Below are 12,961 nucleotides of genomic sequence, written 5' to 3'. Positions count from 1 at the left end.
TTCGAACCCTCGACCCCAACCTTGGCAAGGTTGTGCTCTACCCCTGAGCTACACCCGCTCACAACCGCGCCGCTGGTGGGAAAGACCCGCCGGCGGCCCCGGACGGCGTCTCTAAACACCATTCCGTCGGGCGTTGCAAGCGCTGAATCCCGGCGCTCGCCCCGCGGGCCGTTTGCCGGCATCGCACCGCCCCTCAGGGCTGCCACTGCGCGGGCGGGGGCAGGCCCTCGCGGATTTCGCGCAGGCGCGCGCGGGTGGCGGCGGTGGTCTCGGCCGGGAGCGCATCGAGGGGGAAGAAGCCGCAGGCGGCGATCTCGCGGTCGGGCTGTTTTGGCGCCCGCACCGCGAAGGCGGCGGCCACGTAGAGGGCGACGTGGTCGCGCCCGGCCCCCGTGCGGCTGTGATAGAAGCCGTGCAGCCGCAGAGGATGCACGGGATCGACGACGATCTCGGCCTCCTCGCGGAACTCCCGGACCATGGCCGCCACCGCGCTCTCGCCGGCCTCGATGCCGCCGCCGGGCAGGTGCCAGCCCGACACGTAGGTGTGGCGGACGAGGCAGACCCGGCCTTCGGCGTCGATGGCGACGCCGCGAACACCCAGGGTCATGCCGCGCGTCGCCAGGGCGCCGTAGTGGATCAGGCGCCGCATCCAGGGGCGTTGCAGGAGCATGCGGCTCAGACGACGCGCAGGCGGATGGCGCCGAGGCCCTCGATGGCGGCCGTCATCGTCTCGCCGCGCCGGACGGCGCCGACGCCCGACGGGGTGCCGGTGAACATGAGGTCGCCCGGGTGCAGCTCGAAATAGGTCGAGAGCAGCGCGACCTGCTCCTGCGTCGACCAGATCATCTCGGAGAGGTCGCCGCGCTGGCGCTCGCCCGCGTCCACCGCCAGCGTGATGGCGCCTCGCGCGGGATGGCCGATGGCCGAGGCCGGGTGCAGCGGTCCGATCGGCGCCGAGGCATCGGCGGACTTGGCGAGGTCCCAGGGGCGCGCCAGGCGCTTGGCCTCGTCCTGGACGTCGCGCCGGGTCATGTCGAGCCCGACGGCGTAGCCGTAGACGTGGTCGAGGGCGGAAGCCTCCGGGATGTCGCGGCCGCCCAGCCCGAGGGCCGCCACCATCTCCACCTCGAAGTGGTAGTTCTCGGTGCGCGGCGGATAGGGGTGGTCCACCGGATCGTCGCCCGTGACGATCTGCAGGGCATCGGCGGGCTTCATGAAGAAGAACGGCGGCTCGCGGTCGGGGTCCTTGCCCATCTCGCGGGCGTGGGCGGCGTAGTTGCGACCCACGCAGTAGACCCGCCGCACGGGAAACAGGTCGTCGCTGCCGACGATCGGAAGGGCGATGCGGGGCGGGTTCGGGATCACGGACAGCATGGGTCTCCAACTTCTTCTCTCGGCGGATGCGGCGCGGCGCCCGGTCGCTCGCCCTGCACAGGACGCCGCGCCATCCCTATCATAGGCAGCGGGCCCGGCCGCGCCATCCCGCCGCGAGCCGAGGCCTGCCGTTGCGAGTTCCGTGGTGACCGACTCCTCCCGCCTGCTGGCGCACCTCGCCGCGCATCTCGGCGCCGCCCACGTCCTCACCGACCCGGCCGACCTCGCGCCCCACCTCGCCGAGACCCGCGGGCTGCGGCGCGGCCACGCCCTGGCGCTGGTACGGCCCGCCGACACCGCCGAGGTCGCCGGCGTGGTCCGTGCCTGCGTCGAGGCCGGGGTGCCGGTGGTGGCCCAGGGGGGCAACACCGGCCATGTCGGCGGCGGCCTGCCGCAGGGGGGCATCGTGCTGTCGATGGCACGCCTGACGCGCCTGCGGGCGATCGACCCCGTCAATGCCAGCATCACCGTGGAAGCCGGCATGGTGCTGGCCGACGTCCAGGCGGCCGCCGAGGCCGCCGGCCTGCTGTTCCCGCTCTCGCTGGCCTCCGAGGGGTCCTGCCGCATCGGCGGCAATCTCTCCACCAATGCGGGCGGGACCGCCGTGCTCGCCTACGGCAACGCCCGCGACCTCGTCCTCGGGCTCGAGGTGGTGCTGGCCGATGGCCGGGTCTGGAACGGGCTGAAGGGCCTGCGCAAGGACAATGCCGGCTACGACCTCAAGCACCTGTTCCTCGGCTCGGAGGGAACGCTCGGGCTGATCACCGCCGCGGTGCTGAAGCTCTTTCCCCGGCCGACCTCCCGCGCCGTGGCCTTCGTCGGCCTCGCCTCGGCCGAGGCCGCCCTGGCGCTGTTCCGGCGCTTGCGGGCGGAGGCCGGCCCGACCCTGACCGCTTTCGAGTACATCGCCCCCTTCGGGCTGGAGATCGTCCTGCGCCACCGGGCCGGGGCCCGTCGGCCCCTGGCCGGGGCGCACGGGGCCTACGCGCTGGTGGAGCTCTCCACCACCCGACCCGGCGAGGACGCGGCGACCTTGATGGAGATGCTGCTCGCCCGGGCGCAGGACGCGGGGCTCCTCGAAGATGCGGCCCTGGCGGCGAGCGAGGCGCAGGCGAACGCCGTCTGGGATCTGCGCGAGAGCCTCTCCGAGGTCCAGAAGGCGGAGGGCGGCTCGATCAAGCACGACGTTTCGGTGCCGCTCTCCCGCCTACCCGAGTTTCTCGCGCGGGCGACGCGGGCCTGCGAGGCGGCGATGCCCGGTCTGCGCGTCTGCGCCTTCGGGCACTTCGGTGACGGCAACATCCACTTTAACCTCAGCCAGCCCGTGGGCATGGACCGCGCCGCGTTCCTCGCCGCCTGGGAGCGCTTTAACCGGATTGTCCACGACATCGTCGCCGGGCTCGGCGGCTCCATCGCGGCCGAGCACGGCGTCGGCCTCCTGAAGCGCGACGAACTGGCGCGCTACGCCGACCCGGTGGCCCTCGACCTGATGCGCGGCCTCAAGGCCGCCCTGGACCCGGCAAACATCCTCAACCCGGGCAAGGTTCTGCCCGACCGCCGGGCCGGCGAGGCGGCGTCATTCGGCTTTTCCGAAGGCTCAACAAAAATTTAGTCGGAACCGGACCGGGCCCGTCCGGATTGCTGTTGTGCGGCGCACAAAGACTTGCCAGATTGTCGACGGCAATGCGCCATAAATCGGCTCCGCTGCGGGCGGAGGAGATTGCACGACAACGGCGCACGGCTGGTTGCAGTGCGGTGGGTTAGGCCGGTCTTAACCCTTCCGCCCTCTCTTGAACGAGAGAACAGATCAGACGTCGCGATCGAAGACCGAGCAGGAGACACGTTCGATGCCGACTTCCCAGGCGAGAGTCCCGACGGCCGAGGCGAGCCGCTACCTCAAGCAGCTCTGCCGTCACTGGAGCCACAAGTTCCCAGTGGAAGCCACCGAGGAGGCCGGCCGGGTGCCCTTCGGCGAGGACCGCGTCTGCACCTTCGAGGCCGGCCCCGACGCCCTGCTGATGCGGGTCGCGACGCCCGATCCGGCCGCCCTGACGCGCCTGGAGAACGTGGTCTCCGACCATCTCCTGCGCTTCGCCTTCCGCGAGAACCTCGGCGAGATCACCTGGTCCCGCGCCGCTTGAACCCACGCCGTGGCCGGCCCGCCCGGCCTGCGTCCACCGAGGGTTGACCTGCCGTCCCGGGACCTGATCTTGAGCGCACAGCGCTGAAGGCAGCATCGGGAGACAGGCATGGACGGGATCGCGCAGACAACCGCTGGCTCCACACCGACCGGGACCGCGTCGTCGCACGGGGCACGGCATGCCGAGCGCCTGGAGCGCCTGGCCGAGGTCGCCGTGAAGGTCGGCCTGGGTCTCCGGCCCGGCCAGGAACTCGTGATCACCGCGCCGCTCGAGACGGTGCCGCTGGCCCGCCTCATCACCGAACAGGCCTACAAGGCCGGCGCTTCCCTGGTCACCACCTTCTACACGGACGATGCCGCCACCCTGGCGCGCTTCGCCCACGCCCCCGAGGCGGCCTTCGACACCGCAGCCGGCTGGCTCTACAGCGGCATGGCCGAGGCCTACCGCAACGGCGCGGCCCGCCTCGCCATCGCGGGCGACGATCCCTCCCTCCTGGCCGGCCAGGACTCGGCCAAGGTGGCCCGTGCCAACCAGGCCCGGTCGAAGGCCTACGTGCCCGCCCTGGAGCTCATCGCCAACTTCTCCACCAACTGGACCATCGTCTCGGCGGCGACGACGCCCTGGGCCCGCACGGTGTTCCCCGACCTACCGGAGGCCGAGGCCGTGTCCCGCCTCTGGGACGCGATCTTCGCGGCCTCGCGGGTGGACGGCCCCGACCCGGTGGCGGCCTGGGAGGCGCACAACGCCGCCCTTCACGCCCGGATGAACGCGCTCAACGCCCACCGCTTCGCGGCCCTCCGCTTCTTCGGACCCGGCACCGACCTCACGGTGGGCCTCGCTGACGACCACGAATGGTGCGGCGGCGCCTCGGCCTCCCGCAGCGGCATCGTCTGCAACGCCAACATCCCCACCGAGGAGGTGTTCACCACCCCGCACAAGGACCGGGTAGACGGCACCGTCACCAGCACCAAGCCGCTCTCCTACCAGGGCACACTGATCGACGGGATCCAAGTGCGCTTCGAGGGCGGCCGCATCGTCGAGGCCACCGCCCGAACCGGCGGCGACGTGCTCGCCAAGGTGCTGGAGACCGACGCGGGCGCGCGCCGCCTCGGCGAGGTCGCCCTGGTGCCCGCCTCCTCGGCGATCTCCGCCTCGGGACTCCTGTTCTACAATACCCTCTACGACGAGAACGCGGCGAGCCACATCGCCCTGGGCCAGGCCTACAGCAAATGCTTCCGCAACGGCGGCGTGGAGTTCAGCGCGGACGACCTCGCGGCCCGCGGTGCCAACCGCAGCCTGATCCACATCGACTGGATGATCGGCTCCGACCGGATCGACGTCGACGGACTCTCCGCCGAGGGCCGGGCGGTTCCGGTGATGCGCGCCGGCGAGTGGGTCGACTGACGCCTTCCCGGCAGCGCCCCCCGCCGGCCTGAGCCGATACGCCATCGATCCGCGTGCGCCCTTCCCCGTGTGAAGGCGCACGCAGACGATGGCGTCGAATTGACGTGGGCAAATTTCCCACGCATGGTCCGGATGTGGTCGCACCGGCCACGGACTTTCGAACGGACGCCCGTACAGACGGCCGCTGCCTTCGGGCGGGTTCGGCAGGCGTAGACGACCGCCCGATCCCCGCGCTCCCGTGTCTGCCGGCGCACGGATGCGGAGATCGGGGCCGGCCTCGTCGCGGTGACGCCCGGGCGCCCGCGGGTTTCCGCGCCGGGTGTCCGGCACCGGTCTGCGGGTTGGAACCGTCGTTCGGGTTCGCCATCTCCCGAGGGAGACAACGAGGATCTCATGACCAAGCCCCTTCTCCTGGCCGGCCCGATGGCTGTCCTGCTCGCCGGAGCGGCCTCTGCCGCCGACCTTCCGCGCCGCGCCGCGCCGCCGGTCTTCACCATGGTTCCGGTCTTCAGCTGGACCGGGTTCTATGCGGGTCTCAACGCCGGCTACGGCTTCGATGCCAACAGCAGCCGCGGCGCCACCGTGATCGGTACCACCGCCGCCTCCGGCGTCGTCGCCAACGGCGCCGATCCGGGCCTCGTGGCCTTCAGCAACCGCAACGCCAACAACGGCTTCACGGGGGGCGGCCAGATCGGCTACAACTATCAGTTCACGCCCGGCTCCGGCGTGGTGGTCGGCGTCGAGGCGGATGCGCAGTATCTCGGCTTCGGCACCAACCGCAACACGGCGTCCTTCGTCGGCACGCCCAACGCGGACCTGACCTTCGTCAACCCGAACGGGCTGTCGAACCTCGACTACTTCGGCACCGTGCGGGGCCGCCTCGGCTACGCCTTCGACCGGACCCTGGTCTACGGCACCGGCGGCTTCGCCTATGGCGGCGGGGGCGGCTCCAGCTTCGGCCTGCCCAACAGCAGCACCGATACGTTCCGCACCGGCTGGGCCGCGGGCGGCGGCATCGAGTACGCCCTGCCCTCCGACTCGTTCCTGAACTTCTTCAAGTCCTCCGCCGTGACCGTGAAAATCGAGGGCCTCTATGTCAGCCTCGACCGGAACAGCACCAACGGCGTGTTCGCCTATTCGAACTCGACGGGCGCCCAGTACAGCGTTTCCGGCACGGGTTATGCAGCCGCGACGGGCTATACCAGCCGCCGCTCCGACGAGTTCGCCGTCGTCCGCGCCGGCCTGAACTACAAGTTCGGGACGTACTGACCCGTCGCCGGACCCGCTTTTGGCCCGAGCCTCCCCAGCCCGATCAGACTGGCCGCTCGGTCAAACGGCGCCCCGGGAGCGATCCCGGGGCGCTGTCGGAAGCCCGGTGTCTTTCAGAAGCCCGGTGTCTTTCAGAAGCCAGGTGCCTTTCAGAAGCCAGGCCCCTTGGCGGCGCCGAGGATGCGGGCGGGGCGGCCCTCGTTGCCCCCCTGGAGCACGACGACGTAGGAATCGGCATCGGCGACCTGGGCCGCGTGGCGCGGCACCTCGAAATGGGCGGCATGACCCGTCCAGGGGCCGATCCGGTGCATCCCGCGCACGACGTTGATGTAGTCGAACACCTGTCCCTTGTTCTCGCCGCCGCCGATGGCGATGCGCCGCCGCCGCATCACGGGCAGCAGCCAGAGCTCGGCTTTGGTGTCCGGTCCCGTGCTCGCGCCGACATCGACGCAGATCCGGTCGCCCTCTTCCCAGCTCCGGACCGGCACCTGGATGGGGCTGGTTGCCCGGGCCCGGCGCAGGGCCCGTTCCAGGGAGTTGCGATCCGAACGGATCATCGAGGGCTCGCCGTTGACGATGGCCTGCGGCGTGAAGACCTGTCGCTCGCCGCGTAGAGAGGCGTAGGCCCGCTGCCGCGCCGTGAAGGCGGGCTGGGCATAGGCGTCTTTCCAGCCGAGATAGTCCCAGTAGGTGATCGGGAAGGTCAGGGCGATCACGCCGGGCTCCCGGGCGAACTCCCCGAGCACCCGCGAGGCCGGCTGACAAGAGGCGCAGCCCTGGCTCGTGTAGAGCTCGATCACCACCGGGGTGCGCTCGCCCGCCAGGGCCTGGGTCGCACCCGCCACCAGGGCACCGGCGGCGACCAGGAGGGCGAGGCGCAGGCCGACGGTTCGGCGCGGAAGGGACGGGGCGGCGCGGCTCATGGGATCAGGATACCGTCGCCGGGCCATTCCCCGTCATCACGGTCGCTCGATCCTCCGGCGCGCCGGCCGGGGCCGTCGTGCCCGAAGCCGGACCCTGAGCGGGTTTGGGCTTCGGCAGCATCGCGGGACGCCAGCGCCGGTGCATCCAGAGCCATTGACCGGGATTCTCGCGGATCCAGCCCTCGATCACCCGAGTCATCGCCTGCATCGCCCCCTGCACGTCGATGGCGCCCGAGGCGTCGCGCGGCAGGTCGACGGGCGGCGTCAGTTCAAGATGGAAGCGCGTCCCGTCGCGGCGGACCACCCGCGCGCCGTGGACGGGACATTCGTAGTGGCGGGCGAGCTTGCCCAGGAGCGGATTGACCAGCACCGGCTTGCCGAAGAACTCCACCACCACCCCCCGGGTGAAGTGCTGGTCGATGAGCTGGCCGAGATGGCCGCCGCGCTCCACCACACCCTGCATGGCGAAGACCGCGCCCTGCCCGGCCGCCGCCAGGCCTCCCATGGTCTGGCGGCGGACCTCCTGGACCAGGCGCGCGGAGGCCGCGTCGTTGGGGGGCCGGAAGATCGCGGTGGCGTCGAGGCCGAACTGGGCCGCGCAGATCGCCGGCAATTCCCAGTTCGCCAGGTGGGCGGAGAAGATCAGGCCCGGTTTGCCGTCGTCGCGCAGGTCGGCGAAATGCGTCTCGCCCGCCACCGTGATCCGCCCGCCCGCCGCGAGATCCGCCGGATCGAGATCGAACAGCGTGTGGAGATGGGCGTATTCCGCACCCGTCCGGCCGAGATTGTCCCAGGCCTCCCGGGCGAGGGCGCGGATCGCGGCCTCGTCCCGCTCGGGGAAGGCCGCGCGCAGATTGGCCGTCGCGATCCGGTGGGCCGGCAGGAAGGGACCGACCATCCGGGCGACCCAGCCGCCGACCCGGCTCGCACGCTCGGCCCCGAGGAGGCGCGCCAGCCAGAACAGCCCCCGGATCAGGGGAATCATGGCGAGGCCGGCCAGCCGCGGCAGGTTACGCTTCAGGACGAGGGCAAGGCGAAGCAAAACGAATCCCGTGACGCGGGGCGTTCCGGCGACGACCCTGGCCCCTGGCATAATTCATTTTAGCCCGGGAGGGCACCCGTGCGGCCTGCAACTCAGAGCGTCACGAGGATCTTGCCGAAGACCTTCCGGGATTCCAGGCGCTCCAGCCCCTTCGCGAAATCGGGCAGGGGCAGGACCGTGTCCACCACGGGGGTGAGGCCGTCCGCCATCTTGGCCATGGCGTCGCGGATATTGGCCATCGAGCAGCCGAACGAGCCGGTGATGCGGTACTGCTGTTGGAATAGCTGCATCAGGTTCATGCTGGTCGAGACGCCCGAGGTGGAGCCGCAGGTGACGAGCCGTCCCCCGCGCTTGAGGCAGAGGAGCGAGCCGTTCCAGGTGTCGGGGCCGACATGTTCGAAGACCACGTCGACGCCCTTGCGCTTGGTCAGGCGGCGGACCTCGCCCTCGAAGCGCTCCTCGCGGTAGTTGATGACGTGGTCGGCGCCGAGCGCCTTGGCCTTCTCGCCCTTGGCGTCGTCGCCCACCGTGGTGAAGACCGTGCAGCCGATGGCCTTGGCCATCTTGATCGCCGCCGTGCCGATGCCGGACCCGCCGGCATGGACGAGGATGCTCTCGCCCGGCTCAAGGCGGGCATTGTCGAACAGCATGTGCTGCACGGTGCCGAAGGCCACCGGGGCGCAGGCCGCATCGGTGAAGCTGACGCCGTCCGGCATCTTGATGACGAGGCGCGCCGGCATGGTCACCCGCTCGCGGGCGAAGCCGTCGATGTGGAAGCCCATCACGCCGGAGACGTCCTCGCAGAGGTTGTCGCGGCCCTCCCGACAGGCCTTGCACCGGCCGCAGGTCCGGGCGCCGTACATCGCCACCCGGTCGCCCGCGGCCAGGCCCGTGACGCCCTCCCCGACGCAGACGATCTCGCCCGAAGCCTCGGCCCCGACCGCCAGGGGCAGCTTGCGCTTGGCGAAGGCCATGCCGCGGAAGCCCCAGACGTCGATGAAGTTCAGGCCCACCGCGCGCACGCGGATCTGGACCTCGCCGGGGCCGGGGGGCGCGGGCTCCGCGACATCCTCGAGGCGCAGGTCGCGGTCACCGTGGAGCTGGAGGGATTGCATCGGTTCGCTTCCGTTCGCGGGGCGCCGCGGATGCCCCCGCAGGGGCTGGGCGTTCATGCGCCCCTCGCTAGCCTCTGCGGGGCCAGGCATCAACCCGCCGGGCCGGCCTCACTCCGGCGACAGGTAGCGCCGCCGGGCCCAGCCGAGGATCGGGCCGGCCTTGACACGGCACCAGGTCAGACCGCTCGGGGTGTCCGCGGTGCAGCCGAAGCCGCGCAGGCGGGCGCCCAGCGGGGCCTGGCCGAGGGCGGGCGCGGCGGCATCCGGCGTCTCGCGGATGCTCAGGGTCTCGCCGCGCGGGAGCCCGTCGACCCGGAACGCGTCGGCCGCGGCGGCGGGACCGGCGGCGAGGAGCAGGAGGACCAGCGCGGCGGGGATCGGGGACATGCTCGGTTCCGCCTCAGGAGCGATGGACGCCCATCATCGCGGTGAGGCCGCCGTCGACGGGCAGCACCGCGCCGGTGATGTAGGCGGCGCCCTCGCCCATCAGGAAGGCCGCGAGGGCGGCGACGTCCTCCGGCCGGGCGAAGCGGCCGGCCGGGATCTGGCGCTCCATGGTGGCGCGGTAGGCGGCGTAGGGGGCCATCATCCCGGTATCGATGAAGCCCGGCGCGATCACGTTGACGGTGACGCCGCGCTTGGCCGACTCGACCGCCAGGGTGCGGCAATAGGCGATGAGGGCGCCCTTGGTCGCGGCGTAGGCCGCGTTGCCCGGGTTGGCCCGGAGGGCGGCCACCGAGCCGATGGCGACGATCCGTCCCGCGCGCGCGCGGGTCATGCCCCGGACCAGGGATTTCGCCAGACGCGTCAGCGACCAGAAGTTCACCTGCATGGCCGCCTCGGCCCGGTCCTGGTCCAGCATCGCCGCCAGGGCGTCGTAGGACTGGCCGGCATTGTGGACGAAGCCGTGGAAGCCGTCGCTGGCCTCGAGCTCCTCGCAGAACGCCGCGACGGCGGCGCGATCGGCGAGATCGAGGGCCTGCGCGGTGATCGTGCGGTCGGGATGGGCCGCCGAGAGGTCCGCCACCAGCGCCTCGGCGGCCTCGGCGGAGGACCGGTAGGTGAAGGCGACGTCGTGGCCGGCGGCGACCAGGGCCCGCACGATGGCGGCGCCGAGGCCGGAGGCGCCCCCGGTGACGAGGACGCGGCGGCCGGGCCCGGCGCTCGGGTCCGTCGTCATGCCGGCTCGTCCGCCAGAACGAGGCAGGTGTTCTGGCCGCCGAAGCCGAACGAGTTCGACAGCACCCGACGCACCGGCTCGTCCCGGGCCTCGGCTACGATGTCGAGGGGAATGGCGGGGTCGGGCACCGCGTAGTTGATGGTCGGCGGGATTCGGCCGTGCGCGATGGTGAGCAGCGAGATCACCGCCTCCACCGCGCCCGCGGCCGTGAGGGTGTGCCCGATCATCGACTTGTTGGACGAGACCGGCAGGGTGCGGATGCGGTCGCCGAACACGGCGGCGCAGCTCATCGCCTCCATCTTGTCGTTCTCCGGCGTCGAGGTGCCGTGGGCGTTCACGGTGTCGATGGCGTCGGGCGCCGTGTCGGCATCCGCCAGGGCGGCGCGGATCGCCGCGATGCCGGGGGCGCCGTCGGGGCTCGACCGGGTGCGGTGGAAGCCGTCGCCCTTCTCGCCGCAGCCGAGGACGTAGCCGAGGATCCTTGCGCCGCGGGCGCGCGCCGCCTCGGCGTCCTCCAGGACGAGGGCGCCCGCGCCCTCCCCCATGACGAAGCCGTCGCGGTTCTTCGAGAAGGGCTTGGAGGCGGCCTCGGGCGGGTCGTTCTGGGTGGAGAGGGCCGAGAGCAGCGAGAACCGGATCAGCGATTCCGGGTTCACCGAGCCGTCGGTGCCGATGCAGAGGGCGGCCGTGACCTCGCCGCGCCGGATCGCCTCGACGCCGAGCTGGATCGCGGTGGCGCCGGACGAGCACGCGGTGGAGAGGGAGATCGGCGAGCCCTTGGTGCCGAAGCGGTCGGCGATGTGGTCGGCCACCGTGCCGAAGATGAACAGGTCGTGCCAGGGGTCGAAGCGCCGGCTCGCGGCGGCGCGCTGCAGGTCCGCATAGGTGATCGGGCCGGTCTGGCCCGAGGCCTCGGCCAGGGCCTGGCGCTGCGGCCACTCGATCTCCACCGGGGGGACGGCGATGAACAGGGCGCCGGGAAAGTCCCCGGGCCGGCCGATGCCCGACTGCGCGATCGCCTCGTCGGCGGCGGCTTCCGCGAAGCGCTGGGACAGGGCCGGTGCCACCAGGGGGTCGGTATCGAGGAAGTCGACAGTGCCGGCGATGCGGGTGCGCAGGCCCTCCGTGGGGAAACGTCGGATGGCGTGGATGCCGGAGCGGCCGGCGGTCAGGGCGGCCCAGTTGTCGGCCTGGCCCTGGCCGAGGGAGGTGACGATGCCGAGGCCGGTGACCGCCACCAGCGGCCGGCCTTTCGCGTCGCGGACCTTGGCGTCCCGGGGAGGTTGGTTCGTCATCGCGCCGTCTTACACTCTTTTTGTCACCACCGGAGTCCGGGATCGCCCCGGGTCAGGCCGCCGTCACCCGGATCACGCCCTCGCCCCGGCGATGGCCCACCACCGTCACGGCGACCTCGCGCAGGCCCTTCTCGGCGACGAGCGCTGCCGCCAGGGCCGCGCCGAACGGCGCTACCGTCTCGAGGGTGTGGCCGGTGACATCGCCCAGAGCCGTCACGGCCACGCCCGGGGCGAGGCGCGCCAGGGCTGCGCCCTCCTCGGTCGTGACCGGGGCGACGCCGGTGGCACCGGCGAGGACGATCTCGGGCGCCGCGACGCCCGCCGTCGTCCAGAGGGCCGCCAGGCTGGCCTCGGTGCTGCCGGCCGTGCGCGTCGTGCGGTCGCTCGCCACCGGGCCGAGGCGCGCCAGCGCCCGGGCCCCGCGGGCGGCGGCATGCTCGGCCGCTTCCAGAACCAGGAAGGCGGCGGCACTGCCGAGGATGAAGCCGGCCTCTGCCGCCGGGGTCCGGTCGAAGACCGGGCGGAAGTCGCGGGCGCGCAGGAAGCCGCCCATCTCGTGGATGACCATGACATCGGGTCGCTCGGCGCTGTAGGAGCCGCCCACCAGCATGCAGTCCACCTGCCCCGAGGCGATCCGCGCCTGGGCGATGCGCAGGGCGTCCGTGCCCGCGGCTTCCTCGCCCATGAAGGTGCGGGACGCCCCCGTGACCCCGTGGACGATGCCGATATTGCCGGCGAGCAAGTTCGAGAGCTGGGCCAGGAACAGGGTCGGGCGCAGGTCGTTCTGCAGGTGCTCGTTGAGGTAGGCGCCCGGATCGGCGGCCTCCCGCAGGCCCGTGAGGATCGCGCCGTCCACCGCCGTGTCGCGCTCGCCGCCGCCGGCCGAGACCACGAGGTGCATGCGGCCCTTCAGGTCGGCATCCCCCTTCACCCCGGCGGAATCCAGGGCGAGGCCGGCGGCGTAGACGCCCAGGCGCTGCCAGGGCTCCATCTGGCGCTGGTCGGACTTTTTCGGGATCTGGCCGTCGAGGGCGAGGGGCGCCATCGGATGCACCGTGTAGGGCGCGAAGGCCTGCGTGTCGGTGCGCGCCGGCGCGCCGGCCCCGAGGGCCGCGAGATGCGCCGCGATGCCCTCGCCCGCGCAGGAGACGAGGCCGATGCCGGTGACGACGACGTCGCGCGAACTGCTCATCTCACCTCGTCGCTCATCTCTGGACG

Annotated in this window: 13 protein-coding genes; 4 read left to right on the top strand and 9 right to left on the bottom strand. The window is 72.1% G+C overall.

Features of this window, described 5'->3' with window-relative positions; all coding sequences use genetic code 11:
* Nucleotides 1–193: 193 nt before the first annotated feature.
* Together ASF20_RS02740 and ASF20_RS02735 are read right to left on the bottom strand one after the other, a co-directional pair.
* A complete protein-coding gene (locus ASF20_RS02740) occupies nt 194–670 on the bottom strand; it encodes an NUDIX domain-containing protein (RefSeq protein WP_056270550.1) in 477 nt (158 codons plus the stop codon).
* A 5-nt stretch (nt 671–675) separates the two neighbouring features.
* Nucleotides 676–1,374 carry a fumarylacetoacetate hydrolase family protein gene (locus ASF20_RS02735; protein ID WP_056270547.1) on the bottom strand — a complete coding sequence of 233 codons (699 nt, stop codon included), beginning with the start codon at nt 1,372–1,374 and terminating at the stop codon, nt 676–678.
* A gap of 145 nt (nt 1,375–1,519) precedes the next feature.
* Here ASF20_RS02735 and ASF20_RS02730 point away from each other — a divergent pair, with 145 nt between their 5' ends.
* The 4 genes from ASF20_RS02730 (at nt 1,520) to ASF20_RS02715 (ending at nt 6,188) form a co-directional block, all read left to right on the top strand.
* Nucleotides 1,520–2,986, top strand: a complete 1,467-nt coding sequence (locus ASF20_RS02730; protein WP_056270693.1) for an FAD-binding oxidoreductase — start codon at nt 1,520–1,522, stop codon at nt 2,984–2,986.
* A 235-nt stretch (nt 2,987–3,221) separates the two neighbouring features.
* Nucleotides 3,222–3,515, top strand: a complete 294-nt coding sequence (locus ASF20_RS02725; RefSeq protein ID WP_056220187.1) for a DUF2218 domain-containing protein — start codon at nt 3,222–3,224, stop codon at nt 3,513–3,515.
* A gap of 108 nt (nt 3,516–3,623) precedes the next feature.
* Nucleotides 3,624–4,919, top strand: coding sequence for an aminopeptidase (locus ASF20_RS02720; protein WP_056270545.1), 1,296 nt, complete (start codon nt 3,624–3,626; stop codon nt 4,917–4,919).
* Between the two features lie 393 nt (nt 4,920–5,312).
* On the top strand, nt 5,313–6,188 hold the full coding sequence (locus ASF20_RS02715; RefSeq protein ID WP_056270542.1) for a hypothetical protein: 876 nt from the start codon (nt 5,313–5,315) through the stop codon (nt 6,186–6,188).
* A 149-nt stretch (nt 6,189–6,337) separates the two neighbouring features.
* On the opposite strand, the gene ASF20_RS02710 is transcribed toward ASF20_RS02715, so the two are convergent.
* From ASF20_RS02710 to ASF20_RS02680, 7 genes are all read right to left on the bottom strand, one after another.
* Nucleotides 6,338–7,111, bottom strand: coding sequence for a DUF1223 domain-containing protein (locus tag ASF20_RS02710; protein WP_056270540.1), 774 nt, complete (start codon nt 7,109–7,111; stop codon nt 6,338–6,340).
* Nucleotides 7,112–7,115: 4 nt separating this feature from the next.
* Nucleotides 7,116–8,153, bottom strand: coding sequence for a lipid A biosynthesis lauroyl acyltransferase (locus ASF20_RS02705; RefSeq protein ID WP_082501141.1), 1,038 nt, complete (start codon nt 8,151–8,153; stop codon nt 7,116–7,118).
* Nucleotides 8,154–8,245: 92 nt separating this feature from the next.
* On the bottom strand, nt 8,246–9,268 hold the full coding sequence (locus ASF20_RS02700) for a zinc-binding dehydrogenase (RefSeq protein ID WP_056270690.1): 1,023 nt from the start codon (nt 9,266–9,268) through the stop codon (nt 8,246–8,248).
* Between the two features lie 108 nt (nt 9,269–9,376).
* The gene (locus tag ASF20_RS02695; protein WP_056270536.1) at nt 9,377–9,655 is read right to left on the bottom strand and encodes an SH3 domain-containing protein; all 279 of its coding nucleotides are present in this window, start codon (nt 9,653–9,655) and stop codon (nt 9,377–9,379) included.
* Between the two features lie 13 nt (nt 9,656–9,668).
* Entirely contained in the window at nt 9,669–10,448 is a 780-nt protein-coding gene (locus ASF20_RS02690) for an SDR family NAD(P)-dependent oxidoreductase (RefSeq protein WP_056270533.1), read from the bottom strand.
* The gene (locus ASF20_RS02685; RefSeq protein ID WP_056270531.1) at nt 10,445–11,743 is read right to left on the bottom strand and encodes a beta-ketoacyl-ACP synthase; all 1,299 of its coding nucleotides are present in this window, start codon (nt 11,741–11,743) and stop codon (nt 10,445–10,447) included. The genes ASF20_RS02690 and ASF20_RS02685 overlap by 4 nt, the downstream gene beginning before the upstream one ends.
* A 52-nt stretch (nt 11,744–11,795) precedes the next feature.
* The gene (locus tag ASF20_RS02680) at nt 11,796–12,935 is read right to left on the bottom strand and encodes a beta-ketoacyl-ACP synthase (RefSeq protein WP_056220165.1); all 1,140 of its coding nucleotides are present in this window, start codon (nt 12,933–12,935) and stop codon (nt 11,796–11,798) included.
* Nucleotides 12,936–12,961: the final 26 nt, after the last annotated feature.

This window comes from Methylobacterium sp. Leaf88, assembly GCF_001422795.1.
Lineage (GTDB): Bacteria > Pseudomonadota > Alphaproteobacteria > Rhizobiales > Beijerinckiaceae > Methylobacterium.
This window is presented reverse-complemented; position numbering and strand designations above follow the sequence as displayed.

What these genes read in the sequence shown, in the direction of transcription:
- ASF20_RS02740 (WP_056270550.1), bottom strand. Translation starts at nt 670, where the DNA reads ATGCTCCTGCAACGCCCCTGGATGCGGCGCCTGATCCACTACGGCGCC.
- ASF20_RS02735 (WP_056270547.1), bottom strand. Translation starts at nt 1,374, where the DNA reads ATGCTGTCCGTGATCCCGAACCCGCCCCGCATCGCCCTTCCGATCGTC.
- ASF20_RS02725 (WP_056220187.1), top strand. Translation starts at nt 3,222, where the DNA reads ATGCCGACTTCCCAGGCGAGAGTCCCGACGGCCGAGGCGAGCCGCTAC.
- ASF20_RS02720 (WP_056270545.1), top strand. Translation starts at nt 3,624, where the DNA reads ATGGACGGGATCGCGCAGACAACCGCTGGCTCCACACCGACCGGGACC.
- ASF20_RS02715 (WP_056270542.1), top strand. Translation starts at nt 5,313, where the DNA reads ATGACCAAGCCCCTTCTCCTGGCCGGCCCGATGGCTGTCCTGCTCGCC.
- ASF20_RS02710 (WP_056270540.1), bottom strand. Translation starts at nt 7,111, where the DNA reads ATGAGCCGCGCCGCCCCGTCCCTTCCGCGCCGAACCGTCGGCCTGCGC.
- ASF20_RS02700 (WP_056270690.1), bottom strand. Translation starts at nt 9,268, where the DNA reads ATGCAATCCCTCCAGCTCCACGGTGACCGCGACCTGCGCCTCGAGGAT.
- ASF20_RS02695 (WP_056270536.1), bottom strand. Translation starts at nt 9,655, where the DNA reads ATGTCCCCGATCCCCGCCGCGCTGGTCCTCCTGCTCCTCGCCGCCGGT.
- ASF20_RS02690 (WP_056270533.1), bottom strand. Translation starts at nt 10,448, where the DNA reads ATGACGACGGACCCGAGCGCCGGGCCCGGCCGCCGCGTCCTCGTCACC.
- ASF20_RS02685 (WP_056270531.1), bottom strand. Translation starts at nt 11,743, where the DNA reads ATGACGAACCAACCTCCCCGGGACGCCAAGGTCCGCGACGCGAAAGGC.
- ASF20_RS02680 (WP_056220165.1), bottom strand. Translation starts at nt 12,935, where the DNA reads ATGAGCAGTTCGCGCGACGTCGTCGTCACCGGCATCGGCCTCGTCTCC.